The sequence below is a fragment of the Nitrosopumilus sp. S4 genome, from assembly GCF_054515835.1.
This window is the reverse complement of record NZ_CM137258.1, coordinates 925,924-951,977: the sequence shown is the minus strand read 5'-3', so window position 1 is coordinate 951,977 and position 26,054 is coordinate 925,924. Positions and strand designations below refer to the sequence as shown.

General features: G+C 32.4%; 29 protein-coding genes. 5 read left to right on the top strand and 24 right to left on the bottom strand.

All coding sequences use genetic code 11. The annotated features are described in order from the left end of the window. Position 1: 1 nt before the first annotated feature. The 12 genes from ACX119_RS05355 to psmA all read right to left on the bottom strand — a co-directional run bounded on the left by ACX119_RS05355 (position 2) and on the right by psmA (position 6,729). Positions 2 to 424, bottom strand: a complete 423-nt coding sequence (locus ACX119_RS05355) for a 50S ribosomal protein L14 (protein WP_297592203.1) — start codon at positions 422 to 424, stop codon at positions 2 to 4. A gap of 1 nt (position 425) precedes the next feature. Then, complete coding sequence (locus tag ACX119_RS05350) at positions 426 to 749, bottom strand: 30S ribosomal protein S17 (protein ID WP_459350274.1); 324 nt, start codon at positions 747 to 749, stop codon at positions 426 to 428. Then, positions 746 to 1,012 (bottom strand): ribonuclease P protein component 1, encoded by a 267-nt coding sequence (locus tag ACX119_RS05345; RefSeq protein ID WP_459350273.1) that lies wholly within the window; start codon positions 1,010 to 1,012, stop codon positions 746 to 748. The genes ACX119_RS05350 and ACX119_RS05345 overlap by 4 nt, the downstream gene beginning before the upstream one ends. Next, a complete protein-coding gene (gene rpmC, locus ACX119_RS05340; RefSeq protein WP_297592209.1) occupies positions 1,009 to 1,215 on the bottom strand; it encodes a 50S ribosomal protein L29 in 207 nt (68 codons plus the stop codon). Before rpmC ends, ACX119_RS05345 begins: the two co-directional genes overlap by 4 nt. Continuing rightward, positions 1,212 to 1,967, bottom strand: a complete 756-nt coding sequence (locus ACX119_RS05335) for a 30S ribosomal protein S3 (RefSeq protein ID WP_459350272.1) — start codon at positions 1,965 to 1,967, stop codon at positions 1,212 to 1,214. Before ACX119_RS05335 ends, rpmC begins: the two co-directional genes overlap by 4 nt. Positions 1,968 to 1,969: 2 nt before the next feature. Beyond that, entirely contained in the window at positions 1,970 to 2,428 is a 459-nt protein-coding gene (locus ACX119_RS05330; RefSeq protein WP_459350271.1) for a 50S ribosomal protein L22, read from the bottom strand. A gap of 5 nt (positions 2,429 to 2,433) precedes the next feature. After that, a complete protein-coding gene (locus ACX119_RS05325; RefSeq protein WP_297592215.1) occupies positions 2,434 to 2,829 on the bottom strand; it encodes a 30S ribosomal protein S19 in 396 nt (131 codons plus the stop codon). A gap of 44 nt (positions 2,830 to 2,873) precedes the next feature. Further along, positions 2,874 to 3,140, bottom strand: coding sequence for a 50S ribosomal protein L23 (locus ACX119_RS05320; protein WP_297592216.1), 267 nt, complete (start codon positions 3,138 to 3,140; stop codon positions 2,874 to 2,876). Continuing rightward, entirely contained in the window at positions 3,137 to 3,949 is an 813-nt protein-coding gene (gene rplD, locus ACX119_RS05315) for a 50S ribosomal protein L4 (RefSeq protein ID WP_459350270.1), read from the bottom strand. The genes ACX119_RS05320 and rplD overlap by 4 nt, the downstream gene beginning before the upstream one ends. Further along, positions 3,949 to 4,941: a 50S ribosomal protein L3 gene (locus ACX119_RS05310; RefSeq protein ID WP_459350269.1), complete on the bottom strand. Its 993-nt coding sequence runs from the start codon at positions 4,939 to 4,941 to the stop codon at positions 3,949 to 3,951. The genes rplD and ACX119_RS05310 overlap by 1 nt, the downstream gene beginning before the upstream one ends. A gap of 205 nt (positions 4,942 to 5,146) precedes the next feature. Next, positions 5,147 to 5,959 (bottom strand): putative RNA uridine N3 methyltransferase, encoded by an 813-nt coding sequence (locus tag ACX119_RS05305; RefSeq protein WP_459350268.1) that lies wholly within the window; start codon positions 5,957 to 5,959, stop codon positions 5,147 to 5,149. A 32-nt stretch (positions 5,960 to 5,991) separates the two neighbouring features. Further along, a complete protein-coding gene (psmA, locus tag ACX119_RS05300) occupies positions 5,992 to 6,729 on the bottom strand; it encodes an archaeal proteasome endopeptidase complex subunit alpha (protein ID WP_459350267.1) in 738 nt (245 codons plus the stop codon). A 52-nt stretch (positions 6,730 to 6,781) separates the two neighbouring features. Here psmA and ACX119_RS05295 point away from each other — a divergent pair, with 52 nt between their 5' ends. Beyond that, a complete protein-coding gene (locus tag ACX119_RS05295) occupies positions 6,782 to 7,198 on the top strand; it encodes a DUF371 domain-containing protein (RefSeq protein WP_459350266.1) in 417 nt (138 codons plus the stop codon). Between the two features lie 244 nt (positions 7,199 to 7,442). After that, positions 7,443 to 7,781 carry a hypothetical protein gene (locus tag ACX119_RS05290; RefSeq protein ID WP_459350265.1) on the top strand — a complete coding sequence of 113 codons (339 nt, stop codon included), beginning with the start codon at positions 7,443 to 7,445 and terminating at the stop codon, positions 7,779 to 7,781. A 16-nt stretch (positions 7,782 to 7,797) separates the two neighbouring features. Here ACX119_RS05290 and ACX119_RS05285 read toward each other — a convergent pair whose 3' ends face one another. The 6 genes from ACX119_RS05285 to bioA form a co-directional block, all read right to left on the bottom strand. Next, positions 7,798 to 8,448 (bottom strand): Snf7 family protein, encoded by a 651-nt coding sequence (locus ACX119_RS05285; RefSeq protein ID WP_459350264.1) that lies wholly within the window; start codon positions 8,446 to 8,448, stop codon positions 7,798 to 7,800. A gap of 94 nt (positions 8,449 to 8,542) precedes the next feature. Next, the gene (locus ACX119_RS05280) at positions 8,543 to 9,652 is read right to left on the bottom strand and encodes a redoxin family protein (protein WP_459350263.1); all 1,110 of its coding nucleotides are present in this window, start codon (positions 9,650 to 9,652) and stop codon (positions 8,543 to 8,545) included. 4 nt (positions 9,653 to 9,656) lie between these two features. Then, positions 9,657 to 10,391, bottom strand: coding sequence for a cytochrome c biogenesis CcdA family protein (locus ACX119_RS05275; protein WP_459350262.1), 735 nt, complete (start codon positions 10,389 to 10,391; stop codon positions 9,657 to 9,659). Between the two features lie 201 nt (positions 10,392 to 10,592). Beyond that, positions 10,593 to 11,723 (bottom strand): aminotransferase class I/II-fold pyridoxal phosphate-dependent enzyme, encoded by a 1,131-nt coding sequence (locus ACX119_RS05270; protein ID WP_459350261.1) that lies wholly within the window; start codon positions 11,721 to 11,723, stop codon positions 10,593 to 10,595. Continuing rightward, positions 11,707 to 12,678, bottom strand: a complete 972-nt coding sequence (gene bioB, locus ACX119_RS05265; protein WP_459350260.1) for a biotin synthase BioB — start codon at positions 12,676 to 12,678, stop codon at positions 11,707 to 11,709. Before bioB ends, ACX119_RS05270 begins: the two co-directional genes overlap by 17 nt. A 75-nt stretch (positions 12,679 to 12,753) precedes the next feature. Next, the gene (gene bioA / locus ACX119_RS05260) at positions 12,754 to 14,037 is read right to left on the bottom strand and encodes an adenosylmethionine--8-amino-7-oxononanoate transaminase (protein ID WP_459351999.1); all 1,284 of its coding nucleotides are present in this window, start codon (positions 14,035 to 14,037) and stop codon (positions 12,754 to 12,756) included. A gap of 113 nt (positions 14,038 to 14,150) precedes the next feature. Between bioA and bioD the strand changes: the two genes are divergently transcribed. After that, positions 14,151 to 14,837 (top strand): dethiobiotin synthase, encoded by a 687-nt coding sequence (bioD, locus tag ACX119_RS05255; RefSeq protein WP_459350259.1) that lies wholly within the window; start codon positions 14,151 to 14,153, stop codon positions 14,835 to 14,837. A 29-nt stretch (positions 14,838 to 14,866) separates the two neighbouring features. Here the strand turns inward: bioD and ACX119_RS05250 are convergent, their stop codons facing one another. The 3 genes from ACX119_RS05250 to ACX119_RS05240 form a co-directional block, all read right to left on the bottom strand. Continuing rightward, positions 14,867 to 15,415, bottom strand: coding sequence for a hypothetical protein (locus ACX119_RS05250; protein WP_459350258.1), 549 nt, complete (start codon positions 15,413 to 15,415; stop codon positions 14,867 to 14,869). Beyond that, complete coding sequence (locus ACX119_RS05245; RefSeq protein ID WP_459350257.1) at positions 15,415 to 16,809, bottom strand: hydroxymethylglutaryl-CoA synthase family protein; 1,395 nt, start codon at positions 16,807 to 16,809, stop codon at positions 15,415 to 15,417. The genes ACX119_RS05250 and ACX119_RS05245 overlap by 1 nt, the downstream gene beginning before the upstream one ends. A 105-nt stretch (positions 16,810 to 16,914) precedes the next feature. After that, complete coding sequence (locus ACX119_RS05240) at positions 16,915 to 17,619, bottom strand: DsbA family protein (RefSeq protein WP_459350256.1); 705 nt, start codon at positions 17,617 to 17,619, stop codon at positions 16,915 to 16,917. Between the two features lie 206 nt (positions 17,620 to 17,825). Here ACX119_RS05240 and ACX119_RS05235 point away from each other — a divergent pair, with 206 nt between their 5' ends. Further along, positions 17,826 to 18,782 (top strand): TackOD1 domain-containing metal-binding protein, encoded by a 957-nt coding sequence (locus ACX119_RS05235; protein WP_459350255.1) that lies wholly within the window; start codon positions 17,826 to 17,828, stop codon positions 18,780 to 18,782. Here ACX119_RS05235 and ACX119_RS05230 read toward each other — a convergent pair. Together ACX119_RS05230 and ACX119_RS05225 are read right to left on the bottom strand one after the other, a co-directional pair. Beyond that, a complete protein-coding gene (locus tag ACX119_RS05230; protein ID WP_459350254.1) occupies positions 18,772 to 21,462 on the bottom strand; it encodes a polysaccharide deacetylase family protein in 2,691 nt (896 codons plus the stop codon). The two genes, ACX119_RS05235 and ACX119_RS05230, sit on opposite strands and share 11 nt — an antisense overlap. After that, positions 21,440 to 23,272, bottom strand: a complete 1,833-nt coding sequence (locus ACX119_RS05225; protein WP_459350253.1) for a glycosyltransferase — start codon at positions 23,270 to 23,272, stop codon at positions 21,440 to 21,442. Before ACX119_RS05225 ends, ACX119_RS05230 begins: the two co-directional genes overlap by 23 nt. A 404-nt stretch (positions 23,273 to 23,676) precedes the next feature. Between ACX119_RS05225 and ACX119_RS05220 the strand changes: the two genes are divergently transcribed. Beyond that, positions 23,677 to 24,723 (top strand): type II glyceraldehyde-3-phosphate dehydrogenase, encoded by a 1,047-nt coding sequence (locus ACX119_RS05220; protein ID WP_459350252.1) that lies wholly within the window; start codon positions 23,677 to 23,679, stop codon positions 24,721 to 24,723. A gap of 1 nt (position 24,724) precedes the next feature. Here ACX119_RS05220 and ACX119_RS05215 read toward each other — a convergent pair whose 3' ends face one another. Next, entirely contained in the window at positions 24,725 to 25,981 is a 1,257-nt protein-coding gene (locus ACX119_RS05215) for a hemolysin family protein (RefSeq protein ID WP_459350251.1), read from the bottom strand. Positions 25,982 to 26,054 lie beyond the last annotated feature (73 nt).

The following is a 26,054-nucleotide window of genomic DNA, read 5'->3' as shown; positions in this document are numbered from 1 at the left end:
ATTATACCACCATTGATGCCAAGTTAGCTACTCTCGGCCATTTTTCTGTAGCTTCTGCTGCAACTGGTCCTTTGATGTCTGTTCCTTTAGTTTCTCCTTCTGGGGTGATTAATACTGCTGCATTATCTTCAAAACAAACTCTTACACCATTTAATCGACGAACTGCATATTTTTGTCTAATAATTACTGCACCATATACTTGCTTTCTTAATTCTGCTGGTCCTTTCTTTACAACTACGTTACAGAAATCACCAACTGCTGCTGCTGGTAATCTTGAAACTCTAGTTTTATGTCTTGGAACATTAATAATTTCTAAAATCTTTGCTCCAGAATTATCTGCACAAACAATATTTGCTCCTACTGGAATGGATCTTGTTACATATGGTCTGAATTCTTCTACGCCTTTACCTGCTTGCTTTGCCATTTTAAGTTCTGACCTCCACAACTACATAAGATACTGATTTTGATAGTGGTCTGCATTCTGCAGTAAGTACATGATCTCCAGATTCTACATCCATACATCCAGGTACATGTGCATGAATGATACTTCTGCCTCTGGCATATCTCTTAAATTTACTAAAGTACACTGGATCATCTTTTTGCAGTGTGATTGTTTGTCTTGCTTTATTTCCTGTTACTTTCCCATCAAAGAGTTTTCCTCGAATTGATAATCCCCCATGAAATGGACAGTTTTTATCAGTACACTCTCTTTCTGGTTCTTTTACATTTAATCCAATACTTCGAGTCATGCTTTTCCTCCTATTCTGTCAAAAGATCTTTTGGTTATTTTTGAACCCTCTACGACAACCTCTTTGTCCTCTATTGAGAAACTCCAACTGCTTGTTGATTTTGCTATTGACTTTTGACCTTTTTTAGTATCTATTGTAAACATTGATTTTGTTTCATTAACAATCCTTCCATTTAATCCTACTACTTGGGGATTGGATGATTGGATAATTCTTGTATCTAATCCAATAAACTCATGTGATGTGATATTATCTGCAGTGATCATTTCTCTTTCCTCATCTCGTTTAGTCTAGTTAGCATTCTTGCAATGTCGTGGCGTATTGGTTTTAATTTTCCACTTTCTTTTCTTAATGTTCCTTTAGCTGCATCAACTCTAAGTTTTGATAATTCACTTCTACTTTCCTGAATCTTGCTTTTAAGATCTTTTTCATTTAACTGTCTAATTGTTTTCATACTGAGTCGGGTCATTTGAATAAGTTCTCCTCTTCTTCTAATGTTTCAAGATCTTTCATTTTTTCCTCTTCTAATGCAATTTGTTCAGATTCGGTTCTTGCTTTCTTTTCAGCTGCTGTCTCATCTCTCATCTTACCTGTCCCTTCATCTTTAACTTGTCTTGGTTTCATTGTTTTTTCAGTTCTCATTTCAAATTCTGGAATTAATTTTTCATTTCTTGCAATTCTAATTCTAATACCAATTAAACCCATTGCAGTTTTTACATGTGCAATATCTTCATCTACAATTACTTCTGCATGGTGTCCTGCTCTTGGTAAAATTCCTGCTGTGTGCTTTTCAAATGCGGAACGATCTCCTCTAAGTTTTCCTGAAATTGTAATTTGTACTCCCATTGCTCCATTTTCCATAATTTGTTTTAATGTCCACATTGTGGCTCTTCTAAATGCGGTTCCACGCTCAAGATGTGCTGCCATTCTATTACACATTACACTTGGAGATAACTCTGGTTTTTCAATTTCAACTACTGAAATTTGTGGGTTTTTTAATCCAAAATCTGTTGCAAGTTTGTCTGTTAATTCACGAATACCAGAACCTTTTCTTCCAATTACGATACCTGGTCTTGTAACATGTAATGAAACTCTTGTTCCTGTTGGTGTTTTTGAAATTTCTGCATGTGAAAATCCTGCTTCTTTGATTGCAATTCTTAGATAATCTTTGAGCAGCATCATGTTGTAGTTGTCTTTGATTACGTTTTTGACTGCTGACATTTCTAAATCTCCTGTGCCACCAATTCTACATGTGTAAGTACATTATTTTTGGGAGTTGCTCTACCCATTGCTCTAGGAATAAATCTTTTAACAATTACACCCTTGTGCACTGTTGCATTTACAATTTTTAATCTATCCAAATCCATTCCTTTGTATTCTGCATTTGATTCTAAATTATCTAAAACCTTGATGAATTCTTTAGCTGTTTTTTGTGGATATCGTCCAGACATCATACCAGGATCTGCTTTGTGTCCAACTTGATTCTTAAATCGTCTAAATGCAATTGCTCTCTCTTTGTTAATTACTGCCTGAAGATAGTCTCTGGCTCTTTCAATCGATAAACCCTTTATTGAAACTGCAACTTCACGTGCATGTTTGTGGGAGATGTCTTTCTCTCTTAATGAAGAACGTACATGACGTGTTGGGTCATAATTTTGGAAAGCGTAATTGAATCTACCCATAATTCTCACTTCAATGGTACGTAGAGACTGGATCTTGATGCACCAACACCTGGGGCACCGTGTGACACTCTCTTGTTTGTTATGACATATTCTCCCAAATAATGTCCAATCATTTCAGCTCTGATATTGACTGGAACAAAATCTTTTCCTGAGAAAACATTTACTGTAACTCCTACCATGTATGGCAGAACAATCAAATCTCTAAGGTGAGTTTTGATAGGATTCTTTAATTTGCCTGCTTTAGCAGCTTTAATCTCTTCAATTAATTTTCTTTTTCCATCTGTAATTCCTCTTGTAAGTGATCTTCTTTGTCTGGCATTAAACAATTGGAATAATTTCTCTAATGACATATTCTCCAATTCTTCTTTGGGGATTCCTTTATACAAAAATTCTTTAACCATTCTTATTCTCCTCTGTTAGTGTTCTTCGAGTTTTATGGTCCATATTATAGCATTCCTATCTTTGTAGCCAAATCCCTTGCTTTTTCTGTATTTTCAAACTGAACAAATGCTTTTTTGCCATAAATTGTTCTAGCAGTGTTGACATTTGTTACTTTTTCTTTGTAAAGTGTGTTGACAGCTTCTGCAATTTGTGGTTTACTTGCTGATCTTTCAACAATGAAACATATTTTATTTTCACTTTCAACCATTGCAAATGTCTTCTCTGTAATGTATGGTTTGATAATGATTTTACTAGCTTGATCTACATTCATTTTGTTTTCACCATGATCTCCAAATGTGTTGATTTTATCTTTGCAATTTCTTCTATTGCCGATTTTGAATAAACTGTTAATCTTATAGGATCAGAACCGGGTGCTAAATCTAAGACACTTAGTTCTTTGACACTTGTAGCTTCGACTCCTGGGAGTGCACCTATTGCCTGTCTAAGATTAGCTGCATCTTTAGTTACAAACAAAACACTCTTTCCAATTTTTTTACTTCTGCCTCTAAGTGATGGTTTTCCTGAACGTGGCTTTCTTACTTCCAATCTTTTTACATCTTGTGCCAGTTTTAATGATTCTAATATTTTAGAAATATCGCTTGCTTTTGCAACCTTTTCTATATCATCTGATACAATGATAGGAAATGATTCAATACCCTCAATCTTATGTCCTCTTGATTCTATGATTTCTTTTGATGCAGTTGCAGCAATTGCAGAGCATAATGCTAATTTGTTTTCTTTCTTGTTTAATTTTTTGTAAATTACTTTTCCTACAATAGGTGGATGAGCTTGTCTACCTCCTCTAGTTGATGCTACTTCTCCTCCTTGTCCTTGTCTTCCACCTCCACCGCCTCTCATTCTTGCAACACGAGATACACCTTGACCCGTTGGGGGATCATTTGAGTCAGCAACAACATCTTGTCCTGCTGATGGATGTCTTCCCTGTGGTTGGAATTTGTGTGAATTTAGATTGGTGAATGCTTTGTGAATAAGTTCTCTTCTAAATGGAGTTGTGAAAATTAGTGGAAGTTCGATTTCTCCATCTTTTGTTCCACTGGTTGTATACACTGGAGTTTTCATTAGATAACTACCTCTAGGATATTTGGTTTGATGATTTTGGTTGGAGCATTTCTGATTTGACTTCTTAATTTAATCAATCTTCTATATGTTCCAGGAACTGAACCTTTTAGAATAATGAAATCGCCTTTTACTAATCCAAAATGTTTGTACCCTCCATCAGGATTTATCTTAATTTGATCATCGTTTGTGTTTCCCATTATCATGATTCTTTTATCGTATTCAATTCTTTGATGAAATCCCATTTGTCCTGCTCTTGGTACAGTATACATTACACTTTGTGGCGAGATTGGACCAAGAGAACCGACTTCTCTAACTGTCTTTCTTGATTTGTGCTGTTTCTTTTTCACTCCCCATCGTTGAATAACACCTTGCCATCCTTTACCTTTTGTAATTGCTGCTACATCAACAGTTGCACCCGTTTCAAAAATTTGATCAATCTTAATTTCTTTTCCAAGTAATTCTTTAACATGTGTAAATTGTTTTTGTATATCTCCGCCACTAACTGAGGCCTCAAAAATATATGGTTTCTTTTGTTCTAATCCTGCAGCACTAGGAGATACTGCAACGATTGCAAAAATTTCTTTAATTTTTCCTAATTTTTTTTCTGCGTTATCTAATGCACCTTCTTTGTTTTTTAGTGTAATCTCTTTTGCGATAAATTTTGGTATGTCTTCTGCATACACATCAAATTCTGCATGCATTCCATCATGATCTTTAGAATATCCTCTAACTCCTAAAATTAGAACCGGTGGAGTAACTAAAACAGTTCCTAGACTGACTAGTTGTTTTCCTGCATTAGGTGTTTTATCTCTGTCATCAATAGTGACAATTTGTACACAACCAGCTTTGAAACCACAATGAGCTAAAATTTTAGGTTCTTCAGAATCAATTTTAGGCCATGCTCTTATTCTTGCTTCCATGCTTTTAGCACGTCCTCTAGGAGAATATGCGAGACTTCCTCTTCTTGGTTGATGATTCTTTCTAGCACCCATGAATAAAACACATCATCGATTACCCTCTATTAAACCATGTGAGATGTCGTTAACCAGTTTAAAATTACAGGTTAACCAACTATGCCTAAAATTTTATGGTTGGAACAAATCATTTACAGTATTCCAAATTGTGAATGCACCTAAGATAATTCCAACAAATCCGATCCCAATAGCTAAGAGTAAGAAATTCTTTCTTTCTTTCATGTTATGAATTCTTTTCCAGATTAATTATTGCTAGTGTTCCAAGTAATGCTTCTTCAAGTCGTACTGTTTGTGTAGCTTGATTTGGAAAAAAGTTTAGTGCTTTAGCATTTTGTACGTTTTTCATTTTTCCACTTAGAATCTCATGAACTCCTTTTTCTGGAGATCCAAAGACTACCAATGTGTCTTTATCTGATTTTGTATATTTTGATAACTGCTCTCTTGTTGCAGTTTTCCCTTTTCTTGATGTGATAATGATGTTGCCTTTCCACTCGGACAATAAAGAAAAAAGATTTGCTCTTTCTTTTACCGAATATCCCCAGTAAGATTGAATTTCATCTTTACTAATCTCTTTTACAGATAATTTAGGGTATCCTTCTTTGAATTGGATGGTGACTCTTTTACCAACTGGTGTTTTCCCAAAAAACTGAATTAGTTGATTAATTCCAGCATCAACAAATTTTTTGCCTTTAATACTAACAATAATTCCTTCTCTAATGTCTCCACGATTGATTTTTTTTGGATTGGCAGGTGTTATGTGACTTGGAATTCTTAGTGGTTGTAGAACCCCTGCAAATTTTAAATCATTCATTTTTGGAAATAATCTTCTTCTCAAAAATTGCGGTGTTTCTAAATACTTTAAAATCATTACCAACAGTGCTCCATCTGTTTTATTTTCGCCTTCTTGATACACATAGATTGTATCAATTTTGAAAATTGCACATGCTCTTGCCAGAACTGAAATCTTTCTAGTTTTATCTATTTTTAATGATTCGTCAGAAAGTGATGATTCTGGAATTGCTACGGATAATTTCAATCTAATTAAATCTCACAATCTGTTAATGATACTTAGTTTTTCTCGTGTGGATATTTTTCTTTTGCAATTTTTGCATAATTTGTAATCTGTTCATCTGAAACTAACTCATACAAGCCAGTATCTGTTTTAATGCATGCCATTCTAATGTGACTAGTACCTTCTTTATCTTCACTTGATAGATAAATTCCTGCAGTAGCTAAAACCGATGCATCTTCTAATGAAAGATCTTGATTGTAAGTTTTTTCTAAAAAGTCTGTTACTTGTTCAGAACCTGAACCAATTGCAATTGCATCATATGAAATGTATGTTCCACTTGGATCTGTGAGATATAATTGAGGAGTTTTGTTTACAACTCCTCCTAAAATCAATGCAACTCCAAATGGTCTTACACCTGCATACTGTGTATATTGTTGAGATTGATCAGCTAAATGTTTCGCAATGGTTTCAACTTCAACTGGTTCATCATAAATCATTTTGTTACTTTGTGAGAAAAATCTTGCATTATCCACTTGACTTCTTGCATCTGGAATGTATCCCGCAGCTGCAACTCCTACATGATCATCAATTTGAAATATCTTTTGGGCTGTATCTGAGATTTGTAATTTTCTTGGCTTTTCTTCTACTGCAATTATGATTCCGTCTTTACATTTTACACCTACTGCAATTGTTCCTCTTCGAACCGTTTCAATTGCATACTCTACTTGGTAAAGTCTACCATCCGGAGAAAATACTGTAATAGCTCTGTCATAACCTTGTTGCGCAGGAAGCATTTAATTCAAATGCTTTGAAAGTTTAATTTAAGTCTAGCCTATCACTTTTGGCGTGAGGTATCAAATTCAGTTTTCTGGACATGAAAATATTAGATCAAATCATACAAAAACTATAGAAATTACAAAGGAGTCTAATCTTACCCCTCAAGGTGATTGTATAGTTGGTGTAAATGCTACATCAAGTTGTGCTGATTTGCCATCAGAACTAAAAGAAAAACTAAAAAATTTTGATACTAAAGTAACACTCTCCATACGTGTTGGTGAATATGAATTTGTTATAGCTGGTAAGGGTCATCCTGGATTACTTTTATCCCATAAGGAAGACATTGTAATTAGAAGAAGTGATTTTGTTTGCCCTCGAACGTTGGCAATAAAATGTGACAAATCTTCTGATTTGCTACCGCGAGAGATGGTTTCATTGTTGCAAGATCCCAATACAAAAGGGATCTTTACAATTAGTGTCGATTAAGGATGTGACAATTTTATACTCTCTATTTCTATTTCTATTATGGGTCGTAAAACCAATTTTTTCATTTTGATCCCTTTGGCAGTATTTGCTGCAATTATCCTTGGATTTGGAATGTACAACACATTGTGTAAAAATGTGAATATTCCTTTGAGTTGTTAGACGCTAAATTCTTTTCAAATATTTCCTGTTTTGGTTAATTCTGATTTAGCAAGAATCTCTTAAAGCATGTCTCTTTAGATTTTTTATGGTAAAAACTATTGAATTACCGATATCAAAATCTCCTACGGATTTAGAGTTGAAAAAACTAAAAGAATATTTCAAAGAAATGCCTATTCAAGAAATTCTTACTGGACTCAAATTTGCAAAGAATAGGTGGTCTGCAAAGGATGCGGGAACCTTGAAGGTAGGAAGAAAAAGTATCATTCAAAAAGAAATCCACTCTGTCACAACTGAGCAAGCTCAATGGCGATTAAAAAATTGGAAGATGATGATTGCAAATTATCGTAGACGTGGATACAGTTATCCTACAATATCTAGAATTAAAAAAATTTTAATTCAAAAAAGTAAAAAGAAATCAAAATAAAAATTAATTATTTATTTTAGATAAAAACATCTGATTTTTTTTCTACAATCTGATGTTTGAGACTATCTGGAACATCTGGTATTACCGCTTTGGTTTGACCTGCAATGACACTATGTGCTTCTTCGAGAATTGCTAATGTGTCAGCATTTGTCTCGGTTCCAACATTCATAGTTTCACCCATGTTCATAGATGATCCTGACATCACATCACCTAATATCTGTGACAAGTCTTGCATTGATGCATTTGCCTCAGGCATGATTCCATTTAGTGATGGACTAAGACCTTTGATGATTGACATACATGGACTAAGTGTGACTACTACATCACCTAGTTCGGAAACTGTATCTAATCTAAGTTTAATTTGCTCCATACTGAGTTTAGCACCACTGACCATATTCTTCATTTTTCTTACTTGTGCTAATTCTCCTGCATAAGCTTGAGCGTAACCATTCTTGTTATTTCTCTGAGCATTGACTATTTTTTCAAAAATAACATCGTGTTTTTTCTTTAGTTTTTCATCTATTGAATCTAATTTTGAGATTTGAAATTGTAATTTTTTTTGTGCAAAATCAATTTTGTTTTTTAGTGGCTCATCAGGTCTTACTTTGCCCATAAATTTTTGTGATATGCTCTCTCCCTCTGTTTTATTCCAAGAATTACTAATCATATCCTATTTACCTTGATCATTGTGGAAAATTTTGTTTTAAACAGATTTGTCACTCTTACTAGTGTAACTGGAGTTACAACTAGGGGTGGTTACATTATCCAAAAGTGAATGTGAATATTTGAAATCCTTTACCTTTAATCTTAATTTCCATAATGTGTGACGAACTGGTCTCACTTGTAATGATGTTGTATAATCCAGGCTCTGATACGATTAAGTGATTATCTGAGACTATGTCTTTTCCTGAATATTTTTCAGTAAGAGGATTGCCATCAAGAAATACCTCTAATTCTGCATTATTTGCTGTAACGATGTTTACCTCTTTTGCATTATATTGTAATTTAATGGAGCCTTCATTTGAAACTAATTTCATACTGTCTGCTAAATTCATCCACTCTCCTATTGGATAGAATTTATGAAGATCAATTTTTTTAGGATTAGAATATTTTACTAGTTTTTCTGGTTGAAATCCCTCATCGCTTCCCAATTGATTTCTATTTTGAGCAAAGTAATACCCAAAATACAATTCAGGTGTTCTAAAAATCGTATGTTCAAACTCTTCAATTGTTACTAGTGGAACAGTAGATGCAGTTTGAATTCCAAGTGATGATGATCTTTCTTCTAAAAGTTTCTGAATAACTTTTTCTGTTTCTTGATATTTGCCTTCTCCGATATGATCATATCTGATGAATCCTTCATGATCTGCAATGTATTTTCTTGGCCAATATCTATTCTCAAATGCCTTCCATGTTTCCATATCGTTATCTAATACTACAGGATAGTTGATTCCGTATTTGCTAATGGCCATCTTTACATTTTCAGGATCTTTTTCAAATTCAAATTCAGGTGAATGAATTCCGATAATCAATAATCCTTGATCTGAATATTTTTCATCCCATGCTGTTATGTAAGGTAGTGTTCTGATGCAATTGATGCAACTATATGTCCAAATATCATAGAGCACCACTTTGTTTTTAATTTTATTTTTCAACTCTTCCGATGACGTATTGAGATAATGTTGTATCCCAACTAGCTCTGGTGCCTTTTTGAAACCTGATTTGTCTATCATTCCTGTTGAATCTGATTCTAAAATATTATTGGAAGAAATGTTTTCTTGATCAAGTGTTGAAAAAATCATGCTCATTACACCGATTGCTGTGGCGATTCCTATACCCAGAATTAATGCTGTTTTAATTTCTTGTTTCATTTCTTTATCCTAAAAATAATAATTCATTGAGAAGTGGAAAATTTGCAATGTATGCTAATTGATTTGTAAAAACTAATATTCCTAACACCATGATGAATCCTCCTAATATCAGATTATAATATTTTAGATGTTTGCCCATCGTTCTAATAATTCTAGTAGCTCTTGAATAAAATACCCCAATTAAAATAAATGGAATTCCTAAACCTAATGAATATACTAAAAGTAAATTAAATGCAACTGATGGTGTGGTTGCAGCTAGTGTGAGAATTGTTCCAAGAATTGGACCTACACATGGTGTCCATCCTGCTGCAAAAGCTAAACCAAACACAAAAGACAGTGGATAACTTGCTTTGGTTCTTTTAGGAAAGAATTTTTTTTCTACGTTTAATTTATTAATTTTTGTTGATAATAGTAAAAATATTCCAAATCCTACAATAATTATTCCGCCCACTTGGTTTAGTCCTTCAACAATACTTCCAGTTGACGTTGATAGAACACTGTTGATAATTACTCCTAGAGTTGAAAATACTACTGAGAATCCCAAGACAAAAAATACTGAATTTAATATGATGTTTGTTCTGTTGATTGTTATTGTCTTGGAACCTTTATTTTGATTTAATTCTGAAAGTGTTGTTCCAGAAATATATGCAAGAAAAGCTGGAATCATGGGTAAAATACATGGAGCTACAAATGATCCAAGACCTGCAAGTGCAGCAACTGCAAGAGTGATTTCAACCATGAATTATTTTTATAATTTTTCCTTTAAAGCCTTCTTCCATATCTTTACCCAATGTTTGTGCAATCCGTTTTTAACTGGGTAATTGAAAATTTTATTATGAATAAAAGATTCATTATTGTAGGTATTGCATTAGGAATTGTAATCACCCTGGCAGTAATTATTGGATCCCCTGCACTTGGCGGATTTGATTCTATGCGCTAATTACAAAAATTTCTTAAATCCTTTCTCAAAAACATTTAGCGCATAATCGATATCTGTTTTTGTTAGCCATGCCGTAACTGAAATTCTTAACCTGGCTTGATTATTAGGAACGGTTGGATATCTGATTGGCTGAGCATAAACACCATTTTTGAACAAAAAACTACCAAAGTCCAAAGCTGCCTTTTCATCTCCAATAATAATTGGAATTATTTGACTCTCTGATCTAACCTCATAACCTATTTTCTTAAGCCCTTTTGATAGATGTGAGATGTTTTTTTCTAATCTCTTTTTTTGTTTTTCTCTGTTTGTTTGAATTCTCTGTATAGCATACTCGATTAAAAATGATGGTAATGCTGATGTATAGATAAATGATTTTGCTTTGTTAATGCATAAATCAATTACGTTATTTTGTGATGCAACATATCCTCCAAAAGATCCTAGGCCTTTACTTAGACTGCTAATGTACACATCAATTTTTTTTGTAACATTAAAATGACTTGGAGTTCCTTTACCATCTTTTCCAACCACAAAATCCCCATGTGCATCATCAATTATTGTAATGGCATTATTTTTTTCTGATATTTCGGTAATCTCTTTAAGTGATGAAAAATCTCCATCCATACTGAATATTCCTTCACTAATTATGAATTTGTTTTTTGCTTTTGATTTTATTTTTTTGTTTAAATCATCCATATCATTGTGTTTGTAAACTGAAACTTTTGCATTTGATAGTTTGCATGATTCAATGATGCTGGCATGATTTAGCTCATCACTTAAAATTAAATCGCCTTTATTTACAATTGAAGATATTGTTCCTAAATTTGCCATGTATCCTGTAGGATAAATTAAACTTTTTTGTTTTGATTTATGTTTTGCAAGTATGTTTTCTAATTTTTTGTATGATTTATCGTTGCCAGAAACAAGTCTTGAACTAGATTGTAATTGATTTATCTTAATTTTAGTTACAGGAATTCCAAGATAATCATTTGAACATAAGTTGAGTAATTTTTTTCCATCAATAATTATATCTGCTTTGCTTGCTTTTCCATATCGTAAGCTTCTATACAGATTGTTTTTTCTTATATTTTCTAGTTCTAAATCAATAAAACTTAGTTTATGCTTGAAGGCCAATCTTCTCTATCATTTCACGGTCTTTTTTAGCCTCATTTCCACCCATAGTCAAGTATCCTGAAGTAATTATTCCGTTTGCACCACTTTGAAGTAGTTCTTCGCCAGAGTCATTTAGATTAAGTTCTCTACCTCCAGATATTTTGATCACTGATTCTGGCAATAGGAATCTAATGACTGCAAATATTCTAACAATTTCTGAGTTAGGAAGATGTGTTTGTAACTCTAACGGTGTACCTGGAACTGGAACAAGTATGTTAATTGTTACTTCTTCTGGGAATATTCTAGCCAATTCCATTGTCAACTCAAATCTTTGCTCCCTGGTTTCCCCTAGACCTATAATGCCACCTGTGCATAATTCCAAACCTGCATCTCTTGCAATTTTTAATGTGTTTAATCGATCTTCGTATGTATGAGTTGTACAGATTTCTGAAAATTTAGATTTTGCAGTTTCTAAATTATGATTGTATCTTTTAACATTTAATTTTTTTAATTTTTCTGCTTGTTCTATCGTAAGAAATCCTAAACTACACTCTACACTTATTCCAACTTTATCGTTAATTTCAGTAATTATTTTACATACTTTTTCAAAATCTTTTGGTGATGGCTCTCTCCATGCTGCAACTAGACAATATGATTCAGCTCCTTCTTGTTTTGCTTTTTCTGCTTTGAGAACAACTTCTTCTGGTGATGGTAATTGATATGTTTCAATACCTGTATCAAAAAAAGCAGATTGCCCACAAAATGTACAATCTTCACTGCATGCATTTTTTTTAATATTGTTTAATTGTTCAACATCTACTTTATGTCCATTGAAATCTCTCGTAATTTCATTTGCAGCCTGTGCTAAACCTTTTAGATATTCATCTGGAATGTTAAATAATTTATGAACATCATCGGCTGATAATCCATTTCCGGAAAAAACTTTCTCTTGACACTCTTTGATGAATTCCAACATCCTAACTCATTAAACATTATTCTATTTATAACAATAATGGAATGGTTAACCTTGGATGTTCAGGGGGGTTAACGGCTAAATTAATTGGGTTTTTGCTGATTTAATGGTGCTAATCACTCTGTTTAGGAGTAGATTAAGCTCATTTTCAGTAATTGCCAAGGGGGGAACAATCATTACAATATTGCCAAGTGTTCTTAGATAAATTCCATGTTTTTTCCCTTCTTCAAAAAATATTTTATTGATTGATTTTTTGGGGTTAACTGGTGTTTTTTTCTCTTGATTTGAAACAAGTTCAATTCCCATCAGCATTCCTTTATGTCTAATATCCCCAACAATATCTATTTTAGATATTTCTTGATAGTATTTTTCAAAAACTTTTTTTGTTTTTTGTATTTTTTGGATCAACTTATTTTTTTGATACATGTTTAGATTCTCATTAGCAACTGAGGCAGCAATTGGATTTCCAGTAAATGTATGTCCGTGAAATAGATGTTTCCATTCATTGAATTCTCCTAAAAATGAATCATACACTTTTTTATTTGCCAAAGTTGCAGCCATAGTAAGATACCCTCCAGTCAACATTTTTCCAAATGAAACAACATCTGGAATGCTTTTTTGTTTCTCATACTCTACCATAGATCCTAATCTGCCAAACCCTGTAGCAATTTCATCTAGTACTAATAATACATCATGTTTTTTACATAAATTGCTAATTTTTCTTTGAAAATTATCTGGGTAAATTATTACCCCTCCTGCAACTTGTGCTCCACTTTCCATTACAAATGCCGCAATATCATTATTTTCTTGAAATCTTTTCTCAATTTTTTCTATGCATTGATTTTCATATTCTGAAAAAGTTAATCCTTTTGGAACTCTATATGCATTAGGAACTGAAAATTGTATTGTTGAAAATAATTGTTTTTTAAATTTTTTAAAAAATTCAGGAACATATCCTACTGACATTGCTCCAAATGTGTCTCCGTGATAACCGTTTTTTAGGGTTACAATTTGAGTTTTTTTTGTTTCTCCAATATTTTTCCAATATTGAAGTGACATTTTGATTGCAATTTCCATTGCCGATGAACCATTGTCCGAATAAAATACCCTGTGCATACCAGGGGAAATACCTATGAGTTTTTTTGCTAATTTTTCTGCAGGCTCATTTGTAAGATTAAACATTGATGAGTGTTGAAGTTTTTTACTTTGATTTTGAATGGATTTAATTAATTTAGGATTAGAATGTCCCCAAACATTACACCACATTGATGCGACTGCATCTATCATTTTATTTCCCTTAGAATCGGTTAACCAAATTCCCTTGGCACTCTTTATTTCGTCAAATGAATCCCATTCATTCATTTGAGTATTTGGATGCCATACAAAACTAGTATTTTTCAAACATTTTTAATTATTTTTTTGTTCTTAATAATTAAACGACAAGATTAATCAACACTAATTATTCATGATATTTGTTGAAATCACTATTCATTACAGGGACTGATACTGATGTGGGCAAAACCTATGTTACAGCAGGTTTGGCCATACTCTTTCGAAAAATGAATTTTGATGTAGGTGTTATGAAGCCATTTGCTGCTGGAAATCAACAAAAAAAGGGTTTCAAATCTGAAGATGTTGAAATTATTGTAAAAGCTGCACAAGTAAAAGATCCTGAAAATCTCTTAAATCCTCAATTTTTCCCTATTCCTGCATCCCCCTTTACTGCTATGAAGACACTGAAAATCACACCAAAAATTGATTTGGTTCTTTCAAATTTTAAAAAATTATCAAAACTACATGAGATGTTATTAGTTGAAGGAATGGGTGGTATCATGACACCTATACTCAAGAACTATTTTGTTACAGATTTGATAAAAGACATGAAATGTCCTACAATTATTGTTACAAGAACTAAAGTTGGAACCATCAATCACACTGTAATGACTGTAAAAATGTGTCAAAAATATAAAATTCATATCAAAGGAATCATCATCAATGATTTTGATAATGATGGTTACAAAATAAATGAACTAACACGTGATTTGAAGCATTTAACTAATATTCCTATTTTAGGCTCAATTCCTTTTATTGAAGACCTGAGTGATTCTTCTATGTACAAAATTTTTAAGAAAAATCTTGACACAAAATTAATTTTAAAATAAATATATTGATATTCTAAAAAATTATTTTGCTAAATCTTCAAAATTTTGAATTTATTATTGCCGCCAATATTGGTGAATTTGGCAATTTCAAAAATAATTTGAGATAATGTATTGTTTTCTTTAGATATTACAAATAATTTCTTTTCAACAGCAATATTTTCAGACAAAACAACCCAAATATTTTCTGATACATTTTGAATCTTCTCTAATTGAGAAATTTTCTCTTTGATTATTTTTGGATTAGATGATTTAGGTATGCAAACTAACAATGTCTTTTTTTGATCCATCTCTAGTGTTTTGGTATCTGGAATTACAATGTCTAGCTCAATTCCATCATAATCAATTTTTCTTTGACTTGGGATCAATGCATTTGTAAGCAGATAATGTAAAATTCCTGTTGCCAAAATTCCCAACACTTCATCTTTTTCTCCCAAAGTGAGCACATAATCGTAACAGTTTTGGATAATCTCGTCAATTATTTGATCAAATTTCTTCTTTGAGATTAATTTTGGAATAGTTTCTGAATTTTTAATATAATTAAATAGATAATCCTTTACAGGGTTTGGTTCTTCTTGCATTATTCATTGAAGATGTAACGTCTTTCACCTCTAGTCTCTTTTTGAGTATTCACATTAACTAGTACGAATTCTTTTTCTGAATGAAGCATTGCCTCCTCAGGACTTAATTTATTCTCGTGTAGTTCTTCGTATTCCTGCCATGTTAGTTTTTTCCTTGGTCCAATCTCCACTTCTAAATTCATGTTTTTTACCATCTCTTTGTATTCTGGCTGAATTACTCCGCTGAAGACCATGGCACTACTTCCACTACCATATGAACCAAAGCCCACTCTTTTTCCTTCCAAATCTATTCCTTTTTGATATTCAAATTCTAAACAACTTCTAAATCCAAGATACAATGAAGCAGTATACAAATTACCAATCATACTAGATGCAATTAATGAGCTTGAAAGTTTGGATTCATACACTTCTTGATACTGTTGAGTTTTGGTAAAGAGTTTTGTAAATTCATGATCTCTTGCCATAAATTCTTCATCGCTTAATACAGATTCAATTGTACCTCGTGGATCTTTTGGAACTGGTTCTTCCATACCAATTTCTTGTAACACTTTTTTCCATCTAGGTAATTGTCTCCATTCATGTCTAACTAAATATGCTAATGCCTTTTTTCCCATATTGCTGTATGGTAAGTGCATGTTGATGTAGTCCATATGATCAAGTATTGTCTCTCCTGGTTCGATTTTGATCAAACCTGATGAAATAACTTTTTTCTTGTATGCTTCCAAAGCTTTTCTTACTTGTATCATGTATAATAGATTGGAATATTGTCCATGAACTATTGGAGTTTCTTTTCCAAATGGTCTGTAAAAATCATATTCATCTTTAATTGATGTACTAGTTACCTTAGGATCAAATGCTAATAGACGAGGGTTGTCATTGAGAAGCATAACTACAGCTCCTGCACCTTGAGTCATCTCTCCACTTGAACCCATGTCATATTTTGCAATATCTGATACTACTACAAGTGCATGTTTTCCTTCTGCTTCTCCAGCTCTAATCCAATTAGTATTGTCATATAGGGCATAAGAGCCACTTACACATGCAAATTTTGTTTCTACACCACCACAGTGCTCAAATGCACCTTGACCATAGACTTGTTCTAACATTCCGATAACATAAGAATTCATCGCCTTTGATTCATCAAATGCAGATTCTGTTGATACATACAACCTTCCAATGTCTTCTGGTGATAGCTTATTTCTCTGCATAATTTTCAAACAAGCATTTGCTGCTAAACAAGCAGGGTCTTGATTGGCATCAACTATTGCCATCTGTGATACCCCCAATCCCTTTTGTAATTTTATAGGATCTAATCCTCTTGCTGCTGCAAAATCCGCTGCATCAATGTATAATCTTGGGATGTATATTGCAATATCATCAATCCCTGCTGCCATAAGCTTGCCTCCGATATTTCACTAATAAGGTTATTGTGTAAATTCTAACTAACTAGGAATAGAAATTTTCATACATTTTTATAATTTTTGTATCTGATCGCTAATTTATTTGGCAAGTTCTGCCTCAAAGATGTTTTCAAATACCTCATAAGGTTGTGCCCCAAAGATATGTGTGGTCTTTCCATCAGGACCTATTACAAAAAATGCCGGAGTTCCAGTTAACTCTAATTTTTTTGCATCTTCATTACTTGCAAGAATTGTTTTAGAATGAATCCCTTCTATCATACACTGTGACCATTGATCAATGTCTAATTCTATTTCTTGGGCAAATTTTAAGAGGTTTTCCGAGGATGCCCATCCGTTATTTTCACCAGTCCAATTTGTATACAAAATGTCATGATACTCCCAAAACTTTCCTTGATCATTTGCACAATGCGCACCATGTGATGCATTTACAGAGTCAGGACCAATTATGTTGTAATCTTTGAAAATCATTCTAACTTTACCTGTTTCAACATAATTTTTTAAAATAGGATCTTCGGTTGTATGAAAGAATACATTACAAAAGTGACATTGATAGTCTCCAAATTCCACTAATGTTACCTTTGCATTTGAATCTCCAAGAATTGGGGACCCATTCATTAAAAATGTCTCCATAGTGATTGATGGGGGTCCAACTTGTTCTAATTCTGGAGTTGGTTCCAAAACTAGTTCTGCCTCATTTGAAATTCCATCAAATATCAGGAATGCTACTACTAGTGAAACTGATGCAATAATGGCACCAATTGCCAATGATGGACCATGTAACATGCCTCTGAGTTTTTATCAAGACATTTAGTCGTTTGTGATTTGATCTAATTTTGTGGAAAAATAGGATATTTTTAATCTTAAACTCCGTTTTTGATGAATTAGCGTGGATTTTTTGCAAAACCTAAAAAATTAATGCTGTCTATCTATTTTTAGTACTCTTATTTTTATAAACAATTTTAATTTGTGATTATATAGGAAAGCAAATTATGGGAATTAAAGAAGATGTTTTGATAATTGAAGATAGCCCTGCTATTGGGATGCTTTTGAAGAGCTACTTGGAAAAATTAGGTTTCTCACATATTCATATTTGTGACAGTGGTGCTGGCGCAATATCTACATTTAGTGATCTTATTGAACAAAAAAAATCGCCTATTGTATTTCTTGATTATATGCTTCCTGATATGGATGCACGTTCTGTTCTTACCCAAATTCAAGAAGTTCAACCAAATGCACGAGTTATTTTAGAAACCGCCACAGAGAAAGATGATGAGGGAATTAAAGATCTTATTAGGCTAGGTGTTTACCAATACATTGAAAAACCAATAAGATTTGAAAGTCTAAAAAATCTAGTTGATACATTAGAAAAAGAAGATTCCTTTTTCCAAAAAGAATCCGAACAAGTCACCATATTAAAAAATGCCGAAGAAAAAGTTTTAGCAAAAACACATGAGCAAATTAATTTTATTTTACAATCAACACATCAAATCAGTTTTAATAAAATAACCAATATTTTGGGATTTTCAACTGCTGCTGTTACTTCGTATTTGGAAAAATTAATTCAAGAAGGGAAAATTATTGAAATAGGGCAGAAAAAAGAAATTGCCTGCAATCAATGTGATTCTGTAAAAACATCTCAGGTATTTTTTTGTCCCAATTGTAAAGGTTCCAATTTCAGATTAGGTAAATTGATAGAACATTATGATTGTGGAAATATTACCGAAGAGCAAACATATCAAGATGACACATGTCCTAATTGTAATAAGGAAATTAAAGCATTAGGAGTGGATTATAGAGTAATGAAGAATCACTATATCTGCAATGATTGTAAAGAGTTTTTTCCTGAAATTTCAACTGATTACCTTTGTTTAAATTGTGAAAATAAATTCAAACTAGAGGATTGTCGATGGAAAAATAGCACATGCTATAAAGTTGTTAATATGTAATGATTCCCTTTTTTACTAAATACTCTATTCCTTGAACAAATGTTTTATCATCAATAGAGCCATCTGCCCACCATCCAGCATTAGATTTTATCCATGCAGGTACTAGTTTGTTATTTGATGTGCCTTGAGATTTTTCAGATACAGTAATGATTCCCTTTTTTACTAAATACTCTATTCCTTGAACAAATGTTTTATCATCAATAGAGCCATCTGCCCACCATCCAGCATTAGATTTTATCCATGCAGGTACAGATACTACTAAATTTGAATTAATTTTCCCAATTGGAACTATATCATAATTATTCTCTTTTAACATCTTGATGAGATCAACTAAATTATCAATGTTATTTTGATTAGGTGTATTCGTGTATGTTGAATTAATTACTGATGAAAATTCTTGGGGTTGAATTGAAACAACTGCAAATCCATAATTTGTAATTGATTGAATTATTTCTTCAAAAACCTGCTGTGTTGCTTTTATTTCAAAAAGATTTTTTACCGAATTGAATTGTCCTGTAGATGTAGTTTGTGGAAACCTATAGATGATTTCTCCCTTTAAATTAAAAGGTGGAGAACCCTCATTAATTAAACTGGTACTGATGTGGGTAATTTGATTTTCTTCTAAAATTTCTAAGGTATTGGAATTTATTTTATTATCTGGTGGGATGAAAACATGTGGTGCAATGTTAGTTGTTGCTTGAATCAATTCAATAGATTTTTTTAGATTTTCATTCTGTTCATTTTTATCGTAGTTAGTGTATGGCGTTAATCCTAAACCTTTAGTTGCTATTTCTAAATTTGAGTTTGATTTTGCAGAATTTTCTTTAATAAAATCTGTTATTTTTTTATCCATTCCAAAAGCATCACCAATAATTCCTACAGTTAAGGGGGATTTGTTTTCAAGAAATGCACTCATAATGCTAATTTGAACCTCATTTAACCAATAATCTTGTACTCCATCTAGTCTAAACGCAACACAATTGCATGTATCATGTTTTTCAACTATCTCGCCAACTACGTCTTTGTCTGCTGGTTTTACATCACTTGTTTTAACTATTTTTGAATTTAATTCTGAAAGTTCATCTAATAACAATCCAAATTCTGCTATTGCTTTTTGATTTGGTCCACCATAAACACCATTTTCACTTAAAGAAAATTCTTGGGGATGCATCATAATTATTGCATATCCTCTCTCATTGATACTTTGAATTATTTTGTTTTTGATACTATTGTTATCATTCATTGTCCAAACAGTTCGATCAAATAGTTTTCCAGTTTCTGTTGTTGCAGGTGCAATAAACAAATCTTGATCAATTTTTGTGAGGCTATTATCTTTGATATGTGAAATTAGATGTGTGAATCCGTTATTTTTTAGGATGTTTATTGTATTTTTATCATACATATTTTCAGGAGGGATGAATACAGAAGGATTTACACCATAAACTTCAAAGATTCTTTTGTTTGTCTCTAGAATGTATTTTTCTTGAATTTCATAACTTTTACTGGTCAGTATGTCGTTATTCCAACTATGGTTAGCAATTTCGATGTCTCCCTCAATTAACTTCTCTTTAATTTTATCACTGATTTTTTTATCAAACCCAGTTACATTTCCTATCACTCCAATAGTTAATGGAATGTTTTTTTCCGAAAACAAATCAATTATTTTTGTCTGAGTTTCAGAAAGCCAATAATCTTGTACATCATCTAGTCTAAATGAAATACAATTACACGAAATAAATGGTGTTTCTAAAATATCTGCAATTTTTACATTTTTATAAATACTGAACTTGTTTGTGTCCCCAATCACATGAATTTTCGTTTGAGGCCAAAGTGTATCTTCTAATTCATTATTGGATGTAATTTTGACAATATATGTGCCTGATTTTAAATTTGAAAATTGTGCATCTCCTCTAAAAGTCACATCTGAAGATGCAATCTTATTTCCATGAAGATCATTAAGGGTTACTTTATAATTTCCATCATTGGATGTAATTTTTTTTGAACCTGAATATAGATTTATGATTATTAATTCCTCTACGACTTCTGGAATATTGGTAATGATTTTTTGATCAAATGCAATTCCAGCTTGTAGTTTTATTGGAGAATATGATTTTAGAAAGATTTCTCCTAGATACACATCTGCTATATAGAAATCCTGTTGTCTGTTAGTAGATTGAATCCAATAGCGCAATGTTTTACCCTGATCATTTGTAATTCCCTTTTTCCACTCTGTATTGTCTTGGGATTTTACAATTACTGTGGCACCCTGAATGGGATTGCCGTTTTTGTAAAATACCCCCAGTTCTAATCCTCCGGATAATGGTATGTTGATGATTATTTTCTCAGATTTTTCCTTTAATTGTACATATCCTACATCAGCATACATTCCATTTGCGTATACTTCTATCTTATAACGATGATTTTTTGGAACTAAAATACTATCAGGGTTTTTTTCTAATGGCTTTTCTAAGTAGGGGGTTTTACTAAAATCTTGATACACTATTAGATTTATTCCGTTGAAATCTGCCCTGTCACCGTTAGTGTATTTAATTTCAATCTCAATAGTTTCAAATTCTTCGGCATACACATGTTCAAATGTAATGAAGGAAAATACAGATGCTAAAAATAATATCATCCATGTCTTATTATTTGATAATTTACACACCAATTCTTTTTGCACTTGTCCACGTAGCCCTTTTATTTTGAATTTGTTCTATAATTGCTTTTAGTAGTAATGCATCTACAATCTGTTTAAAGCCGAAGACTAAAAATCCTGCATGCCACAACAGTTTTGGATCTTCATCATCTATTCTAATTGCCAAAGCAGACATTAGGTAATGGACCACTGTAAATATTAGGGATATTTGTAATACGTATAACCAATCTCCTAAAATTATGCCTAAAATTGCATTAGCTGCTGCTGTAAATCCAACTATTGGTGTGATTACCATTCCCAAAAACAGATAGGGTAATGACAATCGTTGTAAATACCCAAATCGAGGGTTGGTTAATGCATCTGAATGTCTTTTTAATACCTGAATATTTCCTCTGTACCATCTTTTTCTTTGTGCAAAAAAATCTCTAAATGTATTTGGTGCCTCAGTATACGCTGTTGCTTTTGAACTACCTTGAGTGATTAATCCTGCTTTTAACAATTTTATAGTTTGATCAAAATCTTCCACAATCGTCTCTTTGCCATAAGCTCCTGATTCTGTTAATAGAGATTTTTTAAATGCCCCTAATGCACCGGGGACAATTGTTATTGATCCAAACACATCAAATGCTCTTCTAACAATTTGAATACCTGTAATGTATTCTAATGCTTGACATTTTGTTAGCCAATTTACTCTATTTCGAACTTTGATATTTCCCGCAACTGCTGCAACATGCTCACTTATTTCAAATCCTTTTACAATTTCTTTTAATGAATTTCGTCCAATTATTGTATCTGCATCAACAATTACAATTATCTCTCCAGTAGAATACACTAATCCGTAATTTAATGCCGAAGCTTTACCGCCATTCTCTTTCTGTAAAACCTTGATTTGTTCTTTGAATTCTGATGCAATTTCTAATGTCTTGTCTTTGCTTCCATCATCCACAAAAATGATTTCTTTTTTAGGATATTTAGTTTCAAGTAAACCCTCTATGGTATTTTTAATTACTTTTTCTTCATTATATGCAGGAATTATTATTGAAATTTTTGGATATGATTTTACATTTTCTTGTATGTCTTCTCTATATTTACTCAAAACTGCCATTGGTACAAATAACATGGTAGACCAAAATGAAATGGTCATTGCCCAAATTAGAATAATTCTAACTGGGGATTCTAGTAATGTGTATCCCTCATATGCAATCATTGTCGCAATTAGAAATGGAGAAACAAGTAAGAATAATAAAAAGACTGATGGTCCTTTCTTACCTTTGACGTTTTTAGAGAAAATTTTTCCAGTAGCCCCCACTAAATGATATATTGTAATTGCGCCCCCAAGACCCATTGCTATCATGCTGATAGGACCTAAAATGAAATAGACAGATGTAATCAAAAATACAAAAATTATTCCTGTAATAATAAACTGAACTGGATCTTTTCCTTTCCTTCTTGTTTTTCTCCTTTCTATATCGTTAATAATCGATTTTGTATGTTTTCTAAAAGTAGATTTTTGGAAACATTGCGAATGATACCATTTATTATTTTCACGAATAGACTTGTCATCTAATTTAATTTCGTTATTGCAAGTTGAACATTTTGCAAGATTTGGATTTAGAAAGATTCGATTGTTTTTTTGATTAATGATATTTGAATAGTCCTCATCTGAAATCTTATCAATTTTAACTTCTAAAATTTTTTCAATATATTTTTTGTCAGATTTTAATAACTCTTTTTTTTGTCTGATTCTTTTTTTCAAATACTGATTTCTCCCATCATCTCCAACAGAATTTTTTATTGCTTCATCCAGTTTTGAAATTAATAACTCTCTATCCAATTCGTCTATTCATCTTGCCTCATTAGTGATTATATGTAATCGCGTCATGAATTTTTTCCTTAAAGTCTATTTTTTTGACTATTTTTCTACTAGCCTCTCTACTAAGAGCAAACATCTTTTTAGAAAAAAAGCTTCATAATTCGGCAATATTCATCAATTTTGAGGAAAATCAGAGAGAACCCGTAGTAATAATCATCAGCACAAGATGTTAAATTTCAAGATAGATAATGTTTTGACGTGTTTTTATGAAGTGAGAGGGATTCTGTAAGGATTTTTAAAATAAAAGATTATGAAAAAATGAATTCATTAAACAGTATGAGTTTTAGTTTTAAAAAAATCAGGATTTGCTTAACTTTAACTTTTCATAGGTTAATGTAAATAAATGGGGGAATTACACCCGAATTATGAAAAGGGTTTTTGTTAATGGATATGGCTCAATAGGAAGCAGAATAACCTCTTTTCTCAAAGATGATCCTGAAATCCAAGTAATCGGGGTTGGAAAATACTCTCCTGATGACAAAGTCGATATTGCAATTTCTAAAGGATTAGACGTTTATGTTCCAGAAAATAAATTAGAAAATTTTTCAAATTATAAAATCAGTGGAACCATTAATGATGCATTAGATAATTGTGATTTAGTTATAGATGCAGCACCTGGTGGTCATGGCTATAAAAATAAAATTAATCTGTATGCACCAAAAAACATTCCTGCTATTTATCAAGGCGGAGAATCAATTGAAGGTACAGAAGCAGTTTCGGATTTATTATTTAATTCTCGAGTGAACTATGATGATGCAATTGGAAAACAACATGTGATGCAAGGTAGTTGTAATGTCACAGGTATGGGTAGAGTGCTAGAGCCTTTACGCCATAAGTTTGGAGATAAAATAATTCGTTATGATGTCACATTGGTTAGAAGATGGGCAGATATTGAACAAATAGAAAAAACTGTTGTTGATACAATCGAGATGACTGAAAAACCCCATCATGGTGATGATGTTAAAACATACTTTGGAAAAGATGCCCCCCTATTTGTAAGAGCAATCAAAGTACCAACCAGACAAATGCATTTACACATAATGGATGTTAGATTCAAAGACCTTGCCCCAAAACCATCAGAAATCCATGAATTATTTATGAATGAATTCGGTGTTGCTGTTCTTTGGACTGCTAAAGGAACTAAAGATGTAAGAGATTACGCTCAAACTATGGGATTTAATTTTACTGATACCAACATGATACACATACATGCTAACATGACTGCATCCATAGGAGATACTACTCAATTGATGTATTCTGATGATCAAACAGGAATTGTAATTCCAGAAAATCACATGTTAATGCAAGCAATGCTTTATGGAAGATCTTACAAAGATGCTTTTTCACATACAGAATCAATATTTCATATGCAAGAAAAAAAGCAAAAATTACAAGAACATTTTAAAAAATAATTTATTTTCTAATTTTTTCAATTCTAATTTCAGTAGGAATGTTTTTAGCAACTTTTTCTACTATGATTCTAAGATTCTCTATTTCTAATTTGTCTCCAGCTTGTGGTATATCGTGGAGTTTTTCATGTAGGAGACCATTAAGAGTTCCATAATCATCGCCTCCTTGAAGATTTGATTTGAAAATTTCATTTATTTTGTCTAACTCTATTTCTCCATTTGTAACAATGGTATCTCTATCTATAGAATGATATTCTGATTTTGATGCTACATCAGTTTCATCTTCAATTTCTCCAATGATTTCTTCAATTAAATCTTCTAAAGTAACTAAACCTTCCACTCCTCCATGCTCATCTATCACTATTGCCATGTGTGTTTTTCTCCCCTTCATTTCTTTTAGTAATGAACTGACCATTTTTTCTTGAGAGACAAACACTGGATCTCTTGATATCTCTCCTAAAGTTTTCATTTTATTTTCATCTCCTTCCATTTCCCGTAGAATATCTCTAACATGAACAAACCCAATAATGTCATCCTTGGTTTCCCCATAAACTGGAATTCTAGAATGAGCATTTTGATTAATTATTGGAAGTGCTTCAAATAACAACATCTTTGCAGGCAAAGTTGCCATTTTTACCCTGGGGGTCATGACAACTCGAACTACTGTATCATCAAACTGCAATGCCTTATGTACCAAATCACGTTCATGTGATTCTAATGCTTCATCTCTATGGCCTTGATCAATAATACCCTTAATTTCATTTTCAGTTAAAGCAGGTGGATGATAATCACTTCCAGTTAATTTGATCATTACTCGAGTGATTCTTTCTAAAACCCATACAATTGGATACATTGCATAACTAAACATCATTAAAATTCCACTTGAGCGAAGTGCAACTTTGGTTGCATTTGCGTTACAATATGTTTTGGGTGTAACCTCTCCAAAAATAATAATTAAAAAGGTCATAATTCCAATTGCAATTCCAAGTCCACTATCTCCAAATATTTTAATTGCAACTACTGTTGCTAACGCAGATGAACCTATGTTTACTAAATTATTGCCTAGATTAACAGCAGACATCATCCATCCTGGGTTGGATTTTAGTTTTTGAAGTGCTTTAGCACCACGTCTTTTTTCTTTAACTAATTGTTCAACTGTAGCTTTACTCGTACCAACTAATGATACTTCTAAACCACTAAAAAATCCTGATAATCCTATTAATGCTGCTAATGCGGCAAGCTCAACCCATAATTCTACCAAGTTACTAACCTCTTAAACTCCCTAGTAGTGAATTCACTATCATTTATTTTATTTGCACCATCTTTTGGCTAAA